The organism is Nocardia kruczakiae NBRC 101016, assembly GCF_001612965.1.
Taxonomy (GTDB): domain Bacteria; phylum Actinomycetota; class Actinomycetes; order Mycobacteriales; family Mycobacteriaceae; genus Nocardia; species Nocardia kruczakiae.
In genome coordinates this window covers 1-17,854 of record NZ_BDBL01000040.1, presented here as the reverse complement: position 1 = coordinate 17,854, position 17,854 = coordinate 1, and the positions used below count along the sequence as shown (strand labels likewise).

Sequence of the window (17,854 nt, the reverse complement as noted above, 5' to 3'; positions counted from 1 at the left end):
GTACAACGGCGGAATACGGGTCCGGATCGGCGCGGAATGGATGAGGATCAGGAGGTTTCCATGCGCAGGATCGTGGTCGGGGACGACGGTTCCGGACAGGGCAGAGTACTTTCCGACGAGAACGTCGAGCCGCTGACGCTGGCGCTGCTGCCGGGGGCGCAACTTCATCGGATGTGGGAGGTCGACGAACTGCCGGCACTTCCGGTCGATCGCATGCCGTCCGACGTCGACACCAGCTACTTTCCCGGACCCGGCGGAGTGCGCTTCGGGTTCATCTCCGTCCCGCCGGGCCTGAGCTACGAGCCGGACGCCGAGTTGTCCGAGGCGGAGATGGCGGTGGTGGCCGCCGAGGCGGAGCAGAAGCTGCCGGGCATGATGGCGGCCTTCGACCCGGCTCGTCCCGGCGTGCATGCCACCGAGAGCGTCGACTTCGTGGTGGTGCTCAGCGGCGCGGGCCGGCTGCGGATCGGCGACGACGTGGATGTGGCACTGCGACCGGGCGATTGCGTCGTGCAGCACGGCGCGCCGCACGCCTGGTTCAACGACGGCACCGAACCGTTCGTGTTCTGCTACACCCTCTGCGGCGTCGAGCGGAACGCGCCGGCCGCACCGTGAGGCGGGCACGGCGATGAGAATTACCGGAAGCCGTTGGCGCAGTTTCGAATACACGCCCGTCGACGCCGGTCCGTGCGCGGTGGAACTGCCCACCGCCGCCGTGGGCGTACCGCGGCGATTCTTCGAGTGCCTGCTGGTGCGGATCGTCGTCGAACCCGGCGACTGCCCGATCAGCGGTGACGCCGTGCGCACGGTCCGGCGGCTGTGCGCCGACAGCGACGCATCCTTCGTCGTACTCGCCGGCAGCCCCTTCTGCGTGGCGAGCGGCAGCCGTTTCACCCTCGGCTCCGATCAGGCCGACGTGCTGACCCATCTCGCCGACACCCTGGACGTCCTCGCGGAATTCACCGATCGCCTGGAGGAACACGGAGAACGCGCCCATGCGATTCCGTTCGGCTGGAACGTCGCGTGCCGGATGGAGATGCCGGCGCGGCCGTGGACGTCGACGGTGACGCTGCGCGCACCGGCGCCGCCGTCGCGGTTCGACGGCTTCGCGTCCCCACCCCGCGCCCGGCCGCACTGCCCGCACGCACTGGTCTCGGCGCATTCGCGAACCTTGCGCCGCTGAGGCCGGGCACCGCCTTCGGCCGTCACGGCCCTTGACCTTCAGGTCGGCTGAAGCTTCATGATGGGGCGGTGACGGAATCCGGAATGGTGACGATCGGGGCGTTCGCGCGGACCAGCGGGCTCACGGCGAGCGCGCTGCGGTTCTACGCCGATTCCGGGTTGCTGCCGCCCGCGATCGTGGATCCGGTGTCGGGATATCGGTATTACGCCGACGACCAGCTGGCACGGGCGGTGGCGATTCGGGGTCTGCGCGAGATCGGAATGCCGCTGGACACGATCGCGGCGGTGCTGGCGGCCGAGGGCGAGAGCGCGGGACAGCTCATCGACGAGCACGTCGCCGGGCTGGAACAGCATGTGCGGCGGGCTCGGGGACGGGCGGCCGAGATCAAGGCGGCCCTGGGCACCGGGCGCGGGTGGGCGGTCGCGACCGTCAGCGGTCCGGTCTTCGCGACGGCGATCGAGCAGATACTCGCCGCGACCGTGCACGAACCGGAGCATCCCGTTCTGAGCGGCGTCCACGTCGAGGTCTCGGCCGAGGCGCTGACGCTCACGGCCACCGACCGCTACCGGCTCGCCACCCGCACCCTCGTCCCCGAGCGGCCGAGTTCGACCGAGTGGGCGGCCACCGTCGACGGTGACGATCTGCGGCTGGCCGTGCCGCGGATCCGCCGCCACCACCAGGTCCGGCTGGATGCCGGACCGCATTCCGTCCGGTTCCGGGCGGGCGAGTCGCCGGCCGGGACGTGCCGCATCCTGCCGGGGCCGTTTCCGGACCATCGCATGCTGCTGGGATCCATCGAGACCGCCCGCACGCGCATCGTGACACCGAGGGACACCCTCGTCCGGGCGATGGAATCGCTGCGCGCGCGGCATATCCGGCTGTGCGTCCGCGCCGGGGCGGTGGCGCTCGCGAGTTCCGGTGCGAGCGAAGCGGTTTCGGCCACGGTCACCGGCCCCGACATCGAGCTCACCTTCGATATCACCACCCTCTATCCGGCGATCGGCGCGGCCATCGGGCCCGACGTGATGATCGACATCGCCGGTCCGAAGCAGCCCGTCGTCATCCGATCCGCGGACGATGGCGACCTCACCACCGTGGCGATGCCCGTCGCCCCTGGCCACATCGAGGAATCATGACCGACACCGTTGCCCACGACCCCACCATGGCGGCCATCGGCGCGGCCGTGGAACGCGGCCGCGACGGCGAAACCGACTCCGCCCGAGTGCGACTCGTCGCGCTGTGGGACGAGATCGGACCGGCGGGCGATCCGCTGCACCGCTGCACCCTCGCCCACTACCTGGCCGACCTCCACACCGATCCGGCCCAGGCGCTGGTGTGGGATGTGCGGGCGCTGGACGCGGCCGACGCCCTCACCGAGGCGCGCGTGCAGAGCCATCACGCGAGTCTGCACATCGCCGGCTTCTATCCCTCACTGCATCTGAACCTCGCCGACAACTACCGGCTGCTCGGATCGTTCTGTGCCGCCGCCGAGCACATCGCGGCGGCACGACGGCATACCGGCGCGCTCGCGGACGATGGTTACGGACGGCTCATCCGAAGGGCGATCGAAGAGGTCGCCGCGGCGATCGAGCACCGATCGACCCGGCGGCGGGACTCGGCACCCGGCACGTCCGGGGCGTGATCGGACACTCGCGCGTGGAGACGAGTCATCGCGACGCAATGAGCGGAACGAGGTGTTCGTCGGCGGTCCGCGCACCGTGGTGGCCGAGCATCGCCGATTCCAGCGGTTCGCGGGCCGGGCAGACCAGCACGGCGCGATGCTCCGCCACCGCGATGACGTCTCCGATCCGCGCGGTGACGACCGGGTCGGGTGACGTCGGGCCGAACCAGTGCTCCTCCACGGCCTGTTCGCGAGTGACAACCGTTGCGACCGTGGACAATTCCTCCGTCCAGGCGGCGAGCACATCGGACCGCGCCGACGCATTCTCGAGATAGATGTGGCGCACCCGAGCCTCGCCGGCGACCGTCCGCACGCCGCGATGCAGATGTGGGCGGGCGTCGAGGTCGACGACGGTATCGGCGTGGATCATCCCGTGATCGCCGGTGATCAGGAGGGTGCATTCGGCCGGGAGGTCGGTCAGCAGATCCGCCACCGCGCTGTCGACATCGGCCAGTACCCGCAGCCATTCCGGTGATTCCGGACCGTGCAGGTGGCCGGCGACATCCAGGTCGGCGAAGTAGGCGTACGCGAAGCGCCGGCCGGTGCCGGAATGGCGTGCGACGGCGCGGATTCCGGCCCGCACCTGATCGAGGTCGGCGGCCGGATGCACCGTGCCCGCGGCGCGGAAGGCCGCACGGGTCAGTCCCGAATCGCGCTGATACTCGGGGATCACGTAGTGCACGTCGACACCGTGGGCGGCGAGGTCCTGGATCCGGCTCGCTCTGCGCTGCACGTCTTCCGGTGGTAACTCGGCGAGGGCGTCGGGGCCGGTCGCGGAGTCGAGCCGCCAGCGCAGCGCGTTGAACACTCGCGACGTCCCGGCGTGCGGTACGGCGAAGCTGTAGCCGATGATTCCGTGGGTCGCGCAGGGCGCACCGAGGGCCAGGCTGGTGATGCCGACCGCGGTGGTGGCCGGGAAACCGGCGTCGAGCGTGGTGGTGACGTGCGCGGCCAGGGTCGGTGCGATATCTCGGTGCCGGGCGAGCAGTTCGGCGCCCAGCCCGTCGATCAGCAGCACCACGACATCACGGGCGGGGGCCAGGCCCAGCGAGTTGTCCACATCCATCCCCAGCGATGCGGCTACGGACGGCAGGACATCGGCGAGTGTGTACGGCATCGCCGCCCATGCTGCCGGATCGCAGCGTCGGGCACGACCGGATTACGTGCGAACTCCGCATGCGGCCGGGCGGGCCGGTGCTCAGGTGCGGATCTCCCGGATCAGCACACGACCGTCTCGGTCGGTCGTGATGGCGGTGTAGGCGTGGTAGAGGAACCCGCGGTCGGGTCGGCGTTCGAAGACCTGCACCTGAAAGCGGTCCGGGACATCGCCACCGGTCACGTGCACGCAATGCTGGGTGCCGACCGGCACCTGGGCGATCCGGGCCTGCAGGGTTTCGGCAGCGGGCACCGCCGTCGCTTCGGGGACGACGTATTGCCGTGCCGCCGAACCGCTTCGGGTGGCGTACTGCGCGTATTCGTAGCCCAGCACGGCATCCGGACCGGATCCGGCGCCGCCGGGCGTATCGTCGTTGACGTCGGTCGCGGTCCTGGCCGCGTAGCACCACGGAACACTGTCCGGCGCTTCTGCTTTCGCATCCGTCGCGGGTGGCGCATCCGGCGGGGCGATACCCATCGGCAGCTGCCGCCACCAGCGATCGTAGACCTCCAGCGCCGCATGCTTGGTCCAGCGCAGGCCGACGACGAATCGGGACCGCCGCGCATCCTGCGGGAACAGCGTGTAGAGGTCCTGCGGCCCGGTCGCATCCGGCGTGGGTAATACGACATCCAGCGGATCGGTGAAGCCCGGATGCCTCGCCAGCAGATCGCCACTGTGCTTACTCGCGTCGGCGGCGAATTCCACTGCGGCGTCGGCCTTTTCGAGAACAACGAGTTCCACTCGCAGACCGCGGTCCGGATTCTCACAGGCAATCGCCGCCCGATCGCCCGTCGTCGGATCCACCGCGCACCGCGTTCCCAGCCATCCGGTCCCACCGGGGCGCGCGGATACCACCTGCGCGAAATTGTCCGCGATGGGCTGGTACTTCGGTCCCCAGCCGCCGTCGGCCGTGGAATGCCCGCCCGGCAATCTGTCGACCGCCACTCCGGCGCCGGCCAGCACGATGACGACACCCGCCGCAGCCGCACCCCGCCGGATCCACACTTTCCGCCGCGCGGCCCGGGCGGGCATTGCCGGTGACTGCCCGGAACCGCCGCCGTCGGAATGCGGAGGCAGCGGCCTCTGCCCCGGACCCGGCGCATCGAATGCCGACTGTGCCCGGGACTGCGTCGGCGCGGTCGCCGATGTCGGGTATCCCTGCGCGAACCGCGCCGCCGAGCGTTCCTGCGGCTGCGAGGCGGACTCCCACGACGGGGTCGAGCGGTCCGGGAATATCGGCGGCGTGACAATCGGACGGACCGGAACCGAACCCGATTGCGGCACAGGGACAGCGGGATCCGCGCCGGCCGCGTGTTCCGGAGCGGAAGCACGGTAGCGGTGACCTACCGCGCCGAACCCCTTGCCGGACAGTGCTTCCCGCACGTCTGCCACGAATTCCGCACAGCTGCCGTACCGCTCGTGCGGCTGCTTCGCCATCGCGCGCACCAGCACGGGATCGAGGGCGGGCGGCAGATCCGCTCGCAGCGCGGTCGGCCGGGGAATCGGTTTGGTGACGTGCCCGGCGACGACCTGGCCCGGATTGGTTCCGGCATAGGGCGGCCGGCCGCACAACAGCGTGAACAGGGTGCAGGCCAGGGAGTACTGGTCGCAGCGGTGGTCGAGCGGTTCGCCGGAGAGCTGCTCGGGAGAGGCGTAGGCGAGCGTGGCGGTGAGGGTGCCGGTCACCGTGAGTTCGGTGTCGGCGTCCTGTAATCGGGCGATGCCGAAATCGGTGAGGACGGTCCGCTCGGCGCGACCGGCCTCGGGTGCTTCGAGGAGCAGGTTCGCCGGTTTGATGTCGCGGTGCAACACCGCCTTGCTGTGCGCGTAGTCCAGTGCCGCAGCGGTTTCGGTGACGATGCGCAGCACCCGTTCGGTGGTGAGGGCGCGCCGGTCCAGCCGGGCCGCATCGGTGCCATGCACGTATTGCATGGATATCCACAGGTGCCCGTCGTCGGTGCCGCGGTCGTAGACCCGCACGATGCCCGGATGTTCCAGGCGGGCAACGATATCGGCTTCCTGGTCGAACCGGCGGCGCCGCTCGTGATCGGCGGAGACCTCCCGGTCGAGCAGTTTCAATGCCACCCGGCGGGGCAGTCGGGGATGGCGGGCGAGATAGACCGTTCCCATTCCGCCACGGCCGAGCACGCCCTCGATGAGGTAATCGGCGAACGTCTCGCCGATCGCGAGTGCGGCCACGGTCCCCCTTCTGGTCGAGCCCACCGAGGCGTCAGCAGCTTACCGGACGAATCCGGCGTCCTCACCGGGCGGATTCGGCGGCCCTCGCCGGGCGCGGCCTCCTCCGATACCGTGGATATCCAGCGCCGCAGATGTCGACGAAGGTGGTGAGATCGCAGTGTTCGACCCGTTGGCCGATATCGACCGGGCCCTCGCCGACCGGGCCGGATGGACGTGGTTCGACGACCACCTGCTGTACACGTGCGGGGTGCTCGATCTGCTGCGCCGCGAGGAGCTGGCGCACATGCCCGTCAAGTCGACCCGGATCCGGATCGATCCGGGCGAGGTGTGTATCGCCGAGGGCCCGGCGACCTGGTCGTTCTGGCGCTCGCCCGGCAACGGCGGCTGGACCCGCAACAACATCTACGTCGCGGGCAGCGCCTCCTTCGTCGCGGCCGCGCAACTGGGAAATGCGCTGGTGAACCAGGCCCGGCGCCAGCGTGCGGAGGCCGCGTCCCAGCCGCGCTGGATCGCCGAACGTCCCGGTTCGGTGATGATCTCCGACCGCCGCATCCACCTCACCAACCCCGACTACTCCTTCCGGATCCGCTGGGCCTCGCTCGAGACGATCGACCTGACCGCCGCCGACCATGTGGTCGCGCGCTACGTCGACCGCAACAACACCTTCCACCAGTGGCAGGTCCGAACACCCTGGGCCGTACTGATATTCGTCGTCGCCGCCCATCTGCACTTCCCGAATCATCCGCTGCTGCTGTCCGGAAATTGGCTGCCCGCCGGATTCGAGGACAAATGCCATCTCGCGGGGAAGACATGCCCACCGGTCCGAGAGCGCTGACCTCGCCTCCCGCATCCTCTCGTCCCGCTCGTGGTGAGGGTTGCTGGGCAATGTCGGTGCGACGTGGCACCATCGCGTTGTGAGCAGCACATCTGCCCCCGACCCGCGCCTGCGCGATCTCGCGCGGTTGCGCAAGGTCCGCGACCGCATCGACCGGGAATACGCGAAACCCCTGGACGTGGAGGCCCTCGCCCGCGATGCGCACATGTCCGCGGGGCATCTGAGCCGGCAGTTCCGCCTCGCCTACGGGGAGTCACCGTACGGATACCTCATGACCCGGCGCATCGAACGCGCGATGGCGCTGCTGCGGCGCGGCGATCTCAGCGTCACGGAGGTGTGCTTCGAGGTCGGCTGCCAATCACTGGGCACCTTCAGCACCCGCTTCACCGAACTGGTCGGAGTACCGCCGAGCGTCTACCGGCGGGAGGCCGCCGACGCCACCCTGGGCATGCCGTCGTGTGTCGCGAAACAGGTGACCAGACCGATCAGGAATCGAGAAGCGCAGGTTACGGAGTAGGAATTAGCGTGAGCGACATGAACATCACCATTCACGACACCTTCCTCCCGCAGGACGATCCGGAGGCGGCGCTGACCTTCTACCGCGACACCCTCGGCTTCGAGGTGCGCAACGACGTCGGCTTCAAGGGCATGCACTGGATCACGGTGGGCCCCGCCGGACAGCCCGACATCTCGATCGTGCTCTACCCGCCGAACGCCACCCCGGGCGTGACCGAGGAAGAGCAGCGCACCATCTCCGAGATGATGGCCAAGGGCACTTTCGCCAGCCTCAATCTGGCCGCCGAGAACGTCGACGAGGTGTTCGAGCGGCTGCAGGCGAAGGGGGCCGAGGTCGTGCAGGAACCGACCGATCAACCCTACGGACTGCGCGACTGCGCGTTCCGCGACCCCTCGGGCAATCTGCTGCGGATCCAACAGGCCTCCTGAGCCGACCCCCCACAACCGAGCCGGTCGGCGGACCGGGCCGCCCACCCGAATTTGGAGAAATCATGAGCAAGGCCTCGACGCCGGGCCGCCACGTTGCCGACACCCACGACCTGATCCGCGTGCACGGCGCGCGGGTCAACAACCTGAAGGACATCAGCGTCGAAATCCCCAAGCGGCGCCTGACCGTCTTCACCGGCGTCTCGGGATCGGGGAAGAGTTCGCTGGTCTTCGGCACCATCGCCGCGGAATCGCAGCGGATGATCAACGAGACCTACAGCGCCTTCGTCCAAGGCTTCATGCCGACGCTGTCGCGGCCGGAGGTCGATTTCCTGGACGGCCTCACCACCGCGATCTCGGTCGACCAGGAGCGGATGGGCGCCAACCCCCGCTCCACGGTCGGCACCGCCACCGATGCCAACGCGATGTTGCGCATCCTGTTCAGCCGCCTCGCCCAGCCACAGATCGGCTCGCCGAACGCGTATTCGTTCAACGTGCCCTCGGTGACCGCCAGCGGTGCGATCACCGTCGAGCGTGGCGGTAAGACCAAGGCCGAGAAGGCGACCTTCCACCGTCTCGGCGGTATGTGCCCGCGCTGCGAGGGCATGGGCTCGGTCACCGACTTCGACCTGACCGCGCTCTACGACGAGAGCCTGTCGCTCAACGAGGGTGCGCTCACCATCCCCGGCTACAGCATGGACGGCTGGTTCGGCCGCATCTACCGCGGTTGCGGACTGTTCGACCCGGACAAGCCGATCCGCAAATACAACAAGCGCGAGCTGCACGATCTGCTCTACAAGGAGCCGACCAAGATCAAGGTCGAGGGCATCAACCTCACCTACGAGGGCCTGGTCCCCAAGATCCAGAAGTCGATGCTGTCCAAGGATGTCGACTCGCTGCAGCCGCATATCCGTGCGTTCGTCGAGCGTGCGGTGACCTTCACTGTCTGCCCGGAATGTGAGGGCACCCGGCTCAGCGTCGAGGCCCGCTCCTCGAAGATCGGTGACAAGAGCATCGCCGACGTCTGCCGGATGCAGATCAGTGATCTCGCCGCATGGGTGCGCGAGCTCGACGAGCCCTCGGTCGCGCCGCTGCTGAAGGGCCTGCAGCACCTGCTCGACTCGTTCACCGAGATCGGCCTCGGCTACCTGTCGCTGGATCGGCCGGCAGGCACGCTCTCCGGCGGTGAAGCGCAGCGCACCAAGATGATTCGCCACCTCGGATCGTCCCTGACCGATGTCACCTACGTCTTCGACGAGCCCACCATCGGCCTGCACCCCCACGACATCGAGCGGATGAACAACCTGCTGCTGCAGTTGCGCGACAAGGGCAACACGGTGCTGGTGGTGGAGCACAAACCGGAAGCGATCGCGATCGCCGACCATATCGTCGATCTGGGTCCGGGGGCCGGAAGTCAGGGCGGCACAGTCTGTTTCGAGGGTGATCTCGAGGGCCTGCGCGCCAGCGACACGATCACCGGCCGCCACCTCGACGACCGGGCCAAACTGAAGGACGCACCGCGGAAGTCGTCCGGCGCGTTGGAGATTCGCGGCGCCTCCACCCACAACCTGCAGAACGTGGACGTCGACATCCCGCTCGGGGTGCTGTGTGTGGTCACGGGCGTGGCCGGATCCGGTAAGAGTTCACTCATCCACGGCTCGGTCGCCGACCGCGAGGATGTCGTGGTGGTCGACCAGGGCGCGATTCGCGGTTCGCGGCGCAGCAATCCGGCCACCTACACCGGACTGCTCGAGCCGATCCGCAAGGCTTTCGCCAAGGCCAACGGCGTCAAGCCGGCACTGTTCAGCGCGAACTCCGAAGGCGCGTGCCCCACCTGCAACGGCGCCGGCGTGATCTACACCGATCTGGCGATGATGGCCGGCGTCGCGACCACCTGCGAGGAATGCGACGGGAAACGCTTCCAGGCGGCCGTCCTGGACTACCACCTCGGCGGGCGCAACATCAGCGAGGTGCTCGAGATGTCGGTCGCCGAGGCCGAGGAGTTCTTCGGCGCGGGTGAGGCGAAAATCCCGGCGGCGCACAAGATTCTGCAGCGCCTCCGTGATGTCGGACTCGGATATCTGAAACTGGGCCAGCCCCTCACCACGCTCTCGGGCGGTGAACGCCAGCGCATCAAACTCGCCACCCACATGGGCGAGAAGGGCGGGGTCTACGTTCTCGACGAGCCGACGACGGGCCTGCACCTCGCCGACGTGGAGAATCTGCTCGGCCTGCTCGACCGCCTCGTGGACTCGGGCAAATCGGTGATCGTCATCGAACACCACCAGGCCGTGATGGCACATGCCGACTGGATCATCGACCTCGGTCCCGGCGCCGGCCACGACGGCGGGCGCGTCGTCTTCGAGGGAACCCCGGCCGATCTGGTCGCCGATTCCTCGACCCTCACCGGCGAACACCTCGCCGCCTACGTCGGCGGATAGTCCGGGACAACGCCGATCGCTCCCCCCGAGCGCCTGCCGGTTCCGGTCGACCGGAACCGGCAGGCCGGACGCGTCGGCGCGGGCGGCTCAATGCTGCGCCGACGCGGTCTGTGGTCGCTACGCCGCGTTCAGCGCGGCATGCAGCGACGGCCGGCCGCGATGATCGCCCGCCGACCTCGGGTCGTGGTCACGAGCGGTCCCCGCCGGCCGGATCGGCCATGCCACGTTCGTAGGCGGCGCGGGCCGTGGAACCGCGGGTCGCGGCGACCTGATCCGGAACCATGCGGCGGAAGGTCAGGTCGCGCAGGCGTTGGGGAAGCAGTTCGGCGAGCCGGACGAGCGGACCGATATACCGCGGCACGGTGACCTCGAACCGAGGATGTTCGATCGTCCGCAGCACCGCTCGCGCCACATCGGCGGGCTCCAGCAGTTTCGCGGCGCCGGTGTCGGTGCCCGCGGCCAGGTCGGTCGCGACCACCCCCGGCATGATCACCGAGATCCGCACGCCGCTGCCGCGCAGTTCCTCGCGCACGCCCGTCAGGTAGCCGAGCACCCCGTGTTTGGTCGCGGCGTAGGTCGACTCGCCGGGCGGGGACAACCGCGCGGCGGCCGAGGCGATGGTGACGATATGGCCCTGCCCGCGCGCCCGCATGTCCGGTGCGACCAGCCGCACACCGCGAATCACGCCGTGCAGATTGACCTCCAGCATGCGTGCGGTCGCGGCCTCGGGCTCGTCGTCGAACGGGCCCACCCACATCACGCCGGCATTGTTGACCAGCACATCGATCGGACCCCACAGCGTTTCCACGGCAGCGAGGAAGGTGCGGAAGGACTCCGTATCGGTCACGTCGAGGGCGAATCCGCGCACGGTACCGGACGATTCGGCCGCGGTACCGGACGATTCGGCCTCAGTGGCGGACAATTCGGCCGCGGTGGCGATGGCCGCCGGTTCGTCGCGGTCGCCGACGGCGACCCGGGCACCGGCCTCGGCGAGCACACGTGCGATATCCCGGCCTATGCCGCGCGCCCCGCCGGTCACCGCGACGACACGACCGGCGATAGGTGAGGTCATGGATGGTTCTCCATTCTGACATGCCTGCGTGTCAGCAACGATGCTCTAGTGTGCCATAGGCCGGGACGTGAGGACAGGGGCATGCCAGGACGGAAGTATCAGGGACTGATGCCGGACGAGCGCCGGGAACAGCGGCGCGCGGCGATCCTGGACGCCGCACTGGAGGTTTTCGGCACCAGCGGTTATGCGGGCAGTTCGGTCAAACAGATCTGCCGCGCCGCACGGCTCACCGAGCGATATTTCTACGAATCCTTCACCGACCGCGAAAGCTGCCTGGCCGCTCTGTATTCGGAAGTCGTGACCCGGGTGCGCGCCGCGACCGTGGCCGCGATGACCTCCGCGGGCGACGACATCGACGCCCAGACCCGCGCCGGATTGCAGACGTTCATCGGCTATCTGACCGAGGATCGGCGACTTGCCAGGGTGGCGCTGATCGAGGCCGTCGGCGTATCCCCCGCCATGGAGGAACGCCGCCACGAGGTACTGCGCGAATTCGCCGAGATCGTCACCGCCGCCTGGGCCGCCACCCGCGCCGAACCGCTGTCGCTCCAACAACATTCGGCCGCGGTCGCCCTCGTCGGCGGCGTCAACCATCTCCTGGTCGACTGGCTGATGGGCGGCAGCCCGCAATCCCCCGCCGCGCTCACCGACGTCTGCACCACCCTGTTCATCGCCGCCCGCCGCACCTTCGAAAAATCGGGCCACTGACGGACGTTCACTCCCAGGAGCTCCCGCTATTGCCGCCGCTCGCGCTTGCCGTACGCCCTACCAGGTGATTTCGGGAAGCTCGACGTCGATCGGAAAAGGCCGCTCGATGCGCAACTGCTTGCGGAAGACACCGCTCGGGGCATAGCAACCGCCCTCCGGCAGCAACTCGAACGTGTAGACGACCATCGCGTCATCCTCGTTCTCGACGCGCCAGAAGCACGTGATGCCTGCCTCGGCATACTGTGCAGGACGGAGTTTGCGATCCTTGGTCTTCGTGCTGGGCGAAACGATTTCGACGGCGAGATGCACATCCACCGACTGGTAGACCGACGTATGCGGACCGAACGCACCCCGCGACACGACCAGCACGTCCGGCTCCGGCACGGAATGGCCCAGGTCGATGCCCTTCTCGGAGATGACGACCATATTCTCCGGCAGGATCGGTCGTAACGCGGCCTTCAGCGTATCCCGGACCTCGTCGTGCCAGGGATCAGCAGGGGCCATCATTACGACTTCACCGTCCAGCAGCTCGAAGTTGCCATCTACTACTTCCATCAAGCGAGGTAGATCTTCGGCGGTGAACCCACCGGGCGGCGGCGTCGGCAACAGCACCATCCGACCGCGGATCGGTTCGTCGTGGTGATGGTGGGCGACGGTCATACCTGAAGGCTACCCGCTCGATCGATCGTGATCAGGTCCGATTCCTCGCTCAGTCGACCCGGTCGCCCGAAGGGCGATCGCACCCAGTGAACCTGAATACGATTCGGCCCCCGTTCCGAGCGGAACGGGGGCCGAATGTGGTTGTCTCCTACCGGATTACCGGTAGTCGCTGAAACCGTAGTCGTCCAGCGGGACCGCGGCACCGGTCGTGGTGCCGAAGCCCTCCGGGCTGTAGTAGGTGTCGTCGTAGGACGGCACCGCGTACGCCGCGGCACGGGCCTCTTCGGTCGGCTGCACCTGGATGTTGCGGTAGCGGTTGATACCGGTACCGGCCGGGATCAACTTACCGATGATCACGTTCTCCTTCAGGCCGATCAGCTTGTCGGAGCGGCAGTTGATCGCCGCGTCCGTCAAGACACGAGTCGTCTCCTGGAAGGAGGCCGCCGACAGCCACGAATCGGTGGCCAGCGACGCCTTGGTGATACCCATCAGCACCGGGCGACCCGACGCGGGCTCGCCACCCTCGGCGACGACGCGGCGGTTGGATCCCTCGAACTCCGAACGCTCCACCAGCGAACCGGGCAGGAACTCCGTCGCACCCGAGTCGATGATGGTGACGCGGCGCAGCATCTGGCGAACGATCACCTCGATGTGCTTGTCGTGGATGGACACACCCTGCGACCGGTACACCTCCTGGACCTCGTGCACCAGGTGAATCTGCACCTGACGCGGACCCATCACGCGCAGCACCTCGTGCGGATCGGCCGAGCCCTCCAGCAACTGCTGGCCGACCTCGACGTGGTCGCCGTCGGCGAGCAGACGCTCGGAACCGTCGTCGTGCTTGAACACCCGCAGCCGCTGACGCTTCGACAGCTTGTCGTAGACCACCTCGTCCGAACCGTCGTCCGGAATGATGGTGATCTTGTAGAAGCGGTCGTCGTCCTCGAGCCGGATCCGGCCCGAGACCTCCGCGATCGGCGCCTTGCCCTTGGGCACCCGAGCCTCGAACAGCTCCTGCACGCGGGGCAGACCGCCGGTGATGTCGTCACCCGCGACACCACCCTGGTGGAAGGTACGCATGGTCAGCTGGGTACCGGGCTCACCGATGGACTGGGCGGCGACGATACCGACGGCCTCACCGATGTCGACCAGCTTGCCGGTCGCCATCGAGCGGCCGTAGCAGGTCGCACACACGCCGGTGCCGGTGGTGCAGGTGAGCACCGAGCGGACCTTGACGTCGGTGATGCCCGCCTCGAGCAGCGCCTCGATGGCCGGGTCGCCGAGGTCGTGCCCCTTCTCCACGATGACGTTGCCGTCGGCGTCGACCGCGTCGGCGGCCAGCGTCCGGGCATAGGTGCTGGTCTCCACGTGCGGATCGCGGATGAGCAGACCGTCGGGCTGCTTCTCGGCGATCGCGACGAGGATGCCGCGCTCGGTGCCACAGTCGGTCTCGCGCACGATGACGTCCTGCGACACGTCCACCAGACGACGGGTCAGGTAACCCGAGTCGGCGGTACGAAGCGCGGTGTCGGCCAGACCCTTTCGCGCGCCGTGGGTGTTGATGAAGTACTCCAGAACGGTCAGGCCCTCACGGAACGAGGACTTGATCGGTCGCGGAATGAACTCACCCTTCGGGTTGGTCACCAGACCCTTCATGCCCGCGAGGGTACGAGTCTGGGTGAAGTTACCCGTGGCGCCCGAATCGACGATCGTGATGATCGGGTTGTCGGCCGGGTAGTGCGCACGCAGCGCCTTACCGACCTCTTCGGTCGCTTCCTGCCAGATCTTGACCAGGGCGTTGTTGCGCTCCTGGTGGTCGAGAGCACCACGCTGGTACTTCTTCTCGATCTGGTCGGACTGCGCCTCGTAGCGCTCCATGATCTCGGCCTTCTCCGGCGGAACGAGAACGTCCGACATGGAGACGGTGACACCCGAACGCGTGGCCCAGTAGAAGCCGGCGTCCTTGAGCTTGTCGACGGTCTGCGCGACCACGATCATCGGGTAGCGCTCGGCGAGATCGTTGATGATCGTCGCCTGCCGCTTCTTCGGCATCTGCTCGTTGATGAACGCGTAGTCCGCGGGCAGCAACTCGTTGAAGATGACCCGGCCCAGGGTGGTTTCACACAGCCACGCGTCGCCGCGCTGCCAGCCCTCGGGGAACAGCTCCGCCTCGACATCCTTCGGCGGGCGCTGCTCGGTCAGGCGCACCTTGATCAGCGAGCGAACCGTCAGCTCGCCGCGGTCGACGGCCATCTGGGCCTCGGCCGGGGACGCGTAGACGCCCTGCTCGGGAGCATCCGCGGTGGCAGGCCGGTACTCACCCTTGGCGCCCTCTTCCAGGCGGGTCAGGTAGTACAGACCGGTCACCATGTCCAGACGCGGCATGGCCAGCGGGCGGCCGGACGCCGGGGACAGGATGTTGTTCGACGACAGCATCAGGATGCGGGCCTCGGCCTGCGCCTCCGCGGACAGCGGCAGGTGCACGGCCATCTGGTCACCGTCGAAGTCGGCGTTGAAGGCCTCACAGACCAGCGGGTGCAGCTGGATGGCCTTACCTTCGACCAGCAGCGGCTCGAAGGCCTGGATACCGAGGCGGTGCAGCGTGGGCGCACGGTTCAGCATGACCGGGTGCTCGGCGATGACCTCTTCGAGGACATCCCACACCTGGGCGCGCTGCCGCTCGACCATCCGCTTGGCGGACTTGATGTTCTGCGCGTGGTTCAGGTCGACCAGACGCTTCATCACGAACGGCTTGAACAGCTCCAGCGCCATCAGCTTGGGCAGACCACACTGATGCAGCTTCAGCTGCGGGCCGACGACGATGACCGAACGGCCCGAGTAGTCGACGCGCTTACCGAGCAGGTTCTGACGGAAACGACCCTGCTTACCCTTGAGCAGATCGCTCAGGGACTTCAGCGGGCGGTTACCGGGGCCGGTCACCGGGCGACCGCGACGGCCGTTGTCGAACAGCGCGTCCACGGACTCCTGCAGCATCCGCTTCTCGTTGTTGACGATGATCTCGGGGGCGCCGAGGTCGATCAGTCGCTTGAGGCGGTTGTTGCGGTTGATCACGCGGCGGTACAGGTCGTTCAGGTCGGAGGTGGCGAAGCGGCCACCGTCGAGCTGAACCATCGGGCGCAGCTCCGGCGGGATCACCGGAACGGCGTCGAGCACCATGCCCATCGGCGAGTTGCCGTTGGTCTGGAAGGCCGCGACGACCTTCAGCCGCTTGAGCGCGCGCAGCTTCTTCTGACCCTTACCGGTGCGAATGGTTTCGCGCAGGTTCTCGGCCTCGGCCTCGATGTCGAAGGTCTCCATCAGCTTCTGGATCGCTTCGGCACCCATCGCACCGGTGAAGTACTCGCCGTAGCGGTCCTGCAGCTCGCGGTAGAGGACCTCGTCCACGATCAGCTGCTTGGGGGCCAGCTTGGTGAAGGTGGTCCAGATCTCGTCGAGCCGGTCCAGCTCCCGCTGGGCACGGTCGCGCAGCTGACGCATCTCGCGCTCGCCGCCGTCCTTGACCTTGCGGCGGACGTCGGACTTGGCACCCTCGGCCTCGAGCTCGGCCAGGTCGGCCTCGAGCTTCTGGGCGCGAGCCTCCAGGTCGGCGTCGCGCTGGTCGGCGATCGTCTTCTTCTCGACCTCCATCTCCGCCTCGAGCGTGGACAGCTCGTTGTGGCGCAGATCCTCGTCGACGGTGGTGATGACGTAGGCGGCGAAGTAGATGATCTTCTCGAGATCCTTCGGCGCCAGGTCCAGCAGGTAGCCGAGACGGCTCGGCACACCCTTGAAGTACCAGATGTGGGTAACCGGCGCGGCCAGTTCGATGTGGCCCATCCGCTCACGACGCACCTTGGCGCGGGTCACCTCGACGCCACAGCGCTCACAGATGATGCCCTTGAAGCGGACACGCTTGTACTTGCCGCAGTAGCACTCCCAGTCCCGGGTGGGACCGAAGATCTTCTCGCAGAACAAGCCGTCCTTCTCCGGCTTGAGCGTGCGGTAGTTGATGGTCTCCGGCTTCTTGACCTCACCGTAGGACCAGTTGCGAATGTCTTCGGCGGTCGCCAGGCCGATCCGGAGTTCATCGAAGAAGTTGACGTCTAGCACGTAACTTCCTTTCCCCTGTTCGGGTTCAGTATCGAGCAAAGTTCGCTAGTTCGTCCGCCGTGGCGGACCACTTCCGCGGAGCGGGAAACTATGCCCCGGCGCCCAATGCGGGCGCCGGGACCGATCGGCTACTGCGCGAGGTCGTCGACCGTCGCAGCCTCGTTACGGGACAGGTTGATGCCGAGGTTCGCCGCGGCACGCTCGAGATCCTCGTCGTCGCCGTCGCGCATCTCGATCGCGGCGCCGTCGGAGGACAGCACCTCGACGTTGAGGCACAGCGACTGCAGTTCCTTGAGCAGAACCTTGAACGATTCCGGGATGCCCGGTTCGGGGATGTTCTCGCCCTTGACGATCGCCTCGTAGACCTTCACGCGACCGACCACGTCGTCGGACTTGATGGTCAGCAGCTCCTGCAGCGTGTAGGCCGCGCCGTAGGCCTGCATGGCCCAGCACTCCATCTCACCGAAACGCTGACCACCGAACTGCGCCTTACCACCGAGCGGCTGCTGCGTGATCATCGAGTACGGACCCGTCGACCGCGCGTGGATCTTGTCGTCCACCAAGTGATGCAGCTTCAGGATGTACATGTAACCCACCGCCACCGGATACGGGAACGGCTCACCGGAACGGCCGTCGAACAACACCGACTTACCGTTCGCGTCGACCATGGTCTCGCCGTCGCGGTTCGGCAGGGTGGAACCCAGCAGACCGGTCAGCTCGTCCTCCTGCGCACCGTCGAACACCGGGGTGGCGATATTGGTGTCGGCTTCCTGGCCCAGCATCTCCTCGGGCAGGCTCTTGGCCCAGTCCGGAAGGTTGCCGGATTCGGCGCCGTCGACCTGCCAGCCGGCCTTGGCGATCCACCCG

General features: G+C 67.7%; 15 protein-coding genes. 9 read left to right on the top strand and 6 right to left on the bottom strand.

Annotated elements, in window-relative coordinates:
* Nucleotides 1–60 precede the first annotated feature (60 nt).
* The 4 genes from NK1_RS26005 (at nucleotide 61) to NK1_RS25990 (ending at nucleotide 2,825) form a co-directional block, all read left to right on the top strand.
* Nucleotides 61–615, top strand: coding sequence for a cupin domain-containing protein (locus NK1_RS26005; protein WP_167354307.1), 555 nt, complete (start codon nucleotides 61–63; stop codon nucleotides 613–615).
* A gap of 13 nt (nucleotides 616–628) precedes the next feature.
* The gene (locus NK1_RS26000; protein WP_157104445.1) at nucleotides 629–1,183 is read left to right on the top strand and encodes a hypothetical protein; all 555 of its coding nucleotides are present in this window, start codon (nucleotides 629–631) and stop codon (nucleotides 1,181–1,183) included.
* A 68-nt stretch (nucleotides 1,184–1,251) separates the two neighbouring features.
* On the top strand, nucleotides 1,252–2,319 hold the full coding sequence (locus NK1_RS25995; protein WP_063012822.1) for a DNA polymerase III subunit beta family protein: 1,068 nt from the start codon (nucleotides 1,252–1,254) through the stop codon (nucleotides 2,317–2,319).
* A complete protein-coding gene (locus tag NK1_RS25990; protein ID WP_063012820.1) occupies nucleotides 2,316–2,825 on the top strand; it encodes a hypothetical protein in 510 nt (169 codons plus the stop codon). The genes NK1_RS25995 and NK1_RS25990 overlap by 4 nt, the downstream gene beginning before the upstream one ends.
* A 25-nt stretch (nucleotides 2,826–2,850) precedes the next feature.
* Here the strand turns inward: NK1_RS25990 and NK1_RS25985 are convergent, their stop codons facing one another.
* Both NK1_RS25985 and NK1_RS35435 read right to left on the bottom strand, forming a co-directional pair.
* A complete protein-coding gene (locus tag NK1_RS25985) occupies nucleotides 2,851–3,981 on the bottom strand; it encodes an alkaline phosphatase family protein (protein WP_063012818.1) in 1,131 nt (376 codons plus the stop codon).
* 81 nt (nucleotides 3,982–4,062) lie between these two features.
* A complete protein-coding gene (locus NK1_RS35435) occupies nucleotides 4,063–6,219 on the bottom strand; it encodes a serine/threonine protein kinase (RefSeq protein ID WP_063012816.1) in 2,157 nt (718 codons plus the stop codon).
* 157 nt (nucleotides 6,220–6,376) lie between these two features.
* Here NK1_RS35435 and NK1_RS25975 point away from each other — a divergent pair, with 157 nt between their 5' ends.
* The 4 genes from NK1_RS25975 (at nucleotide 6,377) to NK1_RS25960 (ending at nucleotide 10,437) form a co-directional block, all read left to right on the top strand.
* The gene (locus tag NK1_RS25975) at nucleotides 6,377–7,054 is read left to right on the top strand and encodes a hypothetical protein (protein WP_063012814.1); all 678 of its coding nucleotides are present in this window, start codon (nucleotides 6,377–6,379) and stop codon (nucleotides 7,052–7,054) included.
* Nucleotides 7,055–7,133: 79 nt separating this feature from the next.
* Nucleotides 7,134–7,571, top strand: coding sequence for a helix-turn-helix transcriptional regulator (locus NK1_RS25970; protein WP_063012812.1), 438 nt, complete (start codon nucleotides 7,134–7,136; stop codon nucleotides 7,569–7,571).
* A gap of 17 nt (nucleotides 7,572–7,588) precedes the next feature.
* Nucleotides 7,589–7,999, top strand: coding sequence for a VOC family protein (locus NK1_RS25965; protein ID WP_063012895.1), 411 nt, complete (start codon nucleotides 7,589–7,591; stop codon nucleotides 7,997–7,999).
* Between the two features lie 62 nt (nucleotides 8,000–8,061).
* Complete coding sequence (locus NK1_RS25960; protein ID WP_157104444.1) at nucleotides 8,062–10,437, top strand: ATP-binding cassette domain-containing protein; 2,376 nt, start codon at nucleotides 8,062–8,064, stop codon at nucleotides 10,435–10,437.
* Between the two features lie 187 nt (nucleotides 10,438–10,624).
* Here NK1_RS25960 and NK1_RS25955 read toward each other — a convergent pair whose 3' ends face one another.
* The gene (locus NK1_RS25955) at nucleotides 10,625–11,509 is read right to left on the bottom strand and encodes an SDR family oxidoreductase (protein ID WP_063012808.1); all 885 of its coding nucleotides are present in this window, start codon (nucleotides 11,507–11,509) and stop codon (nucleotides 10,625–10,627) included.
* An 81-nt stretch (nucleotides 11,510–11,590) separates the two neighbouring features.
* Here NK1_RS25955 and NK1_RS25950 point away from each other — a divergent pair, with 81 nt between their 5' ends.
* Nucleotides 11,591–12,217, top strand: a complete 627-nt coding sequence (locus NK1_RS25950; protein WP_063012806.1) for a TetR/AcrR family transcriptional regulator — start codon at nucleotides 11,591–11,593, stop codon at nucleotides 12,215–12,217.
* Nucleotides 12,218–12,274: 57 nt separating this feature from the next.
* Here the strand turns inward: NK1_RS25950 and NK1_RS25945 are convergent, their stop codons facing one another.
* From NK1_RS25945 to NK1_RS25935, 3 genes are all read right to left on the bottom strand, one after another.
* Nucleotides 12,275–12,877 (bottom strand): Uma2 family endonuclease, encoded by a 603-nt coding sequence (locus NK1_RS25945; RefSeq protein WP_063012804.1) that lies wholly within the window; start codon nucleotides 12,875–12,877, stop codon nucleotides 12,275–12,277.
* A 156-nt stretch (nucleotides 12,878–13,033) separates the two neighbouring features.
* Nucleotides 13,034–16,987 (bottom strand): DNA-directed RNA polymerase subunit beta', encoded by a 3,954-nt coding sequence (locus tag NK1_RS25940; protein WP_063012802.1) that lies wholly within the window; start codon nucleotides 16,985–16,987, stop codon nucleotides 13,034–13,036.
* 128 nt (nucleotides 16,988–17,115) lie between these two features.
* Nucleotides 17,116–17,854: DNA-directed RNA polymerase subunit beta (locus NK1_RS25935; RefSeq protein WP_501193606.1), on the bottom strand; the 739-nt coding region annotated here is incomplete at its 5' end.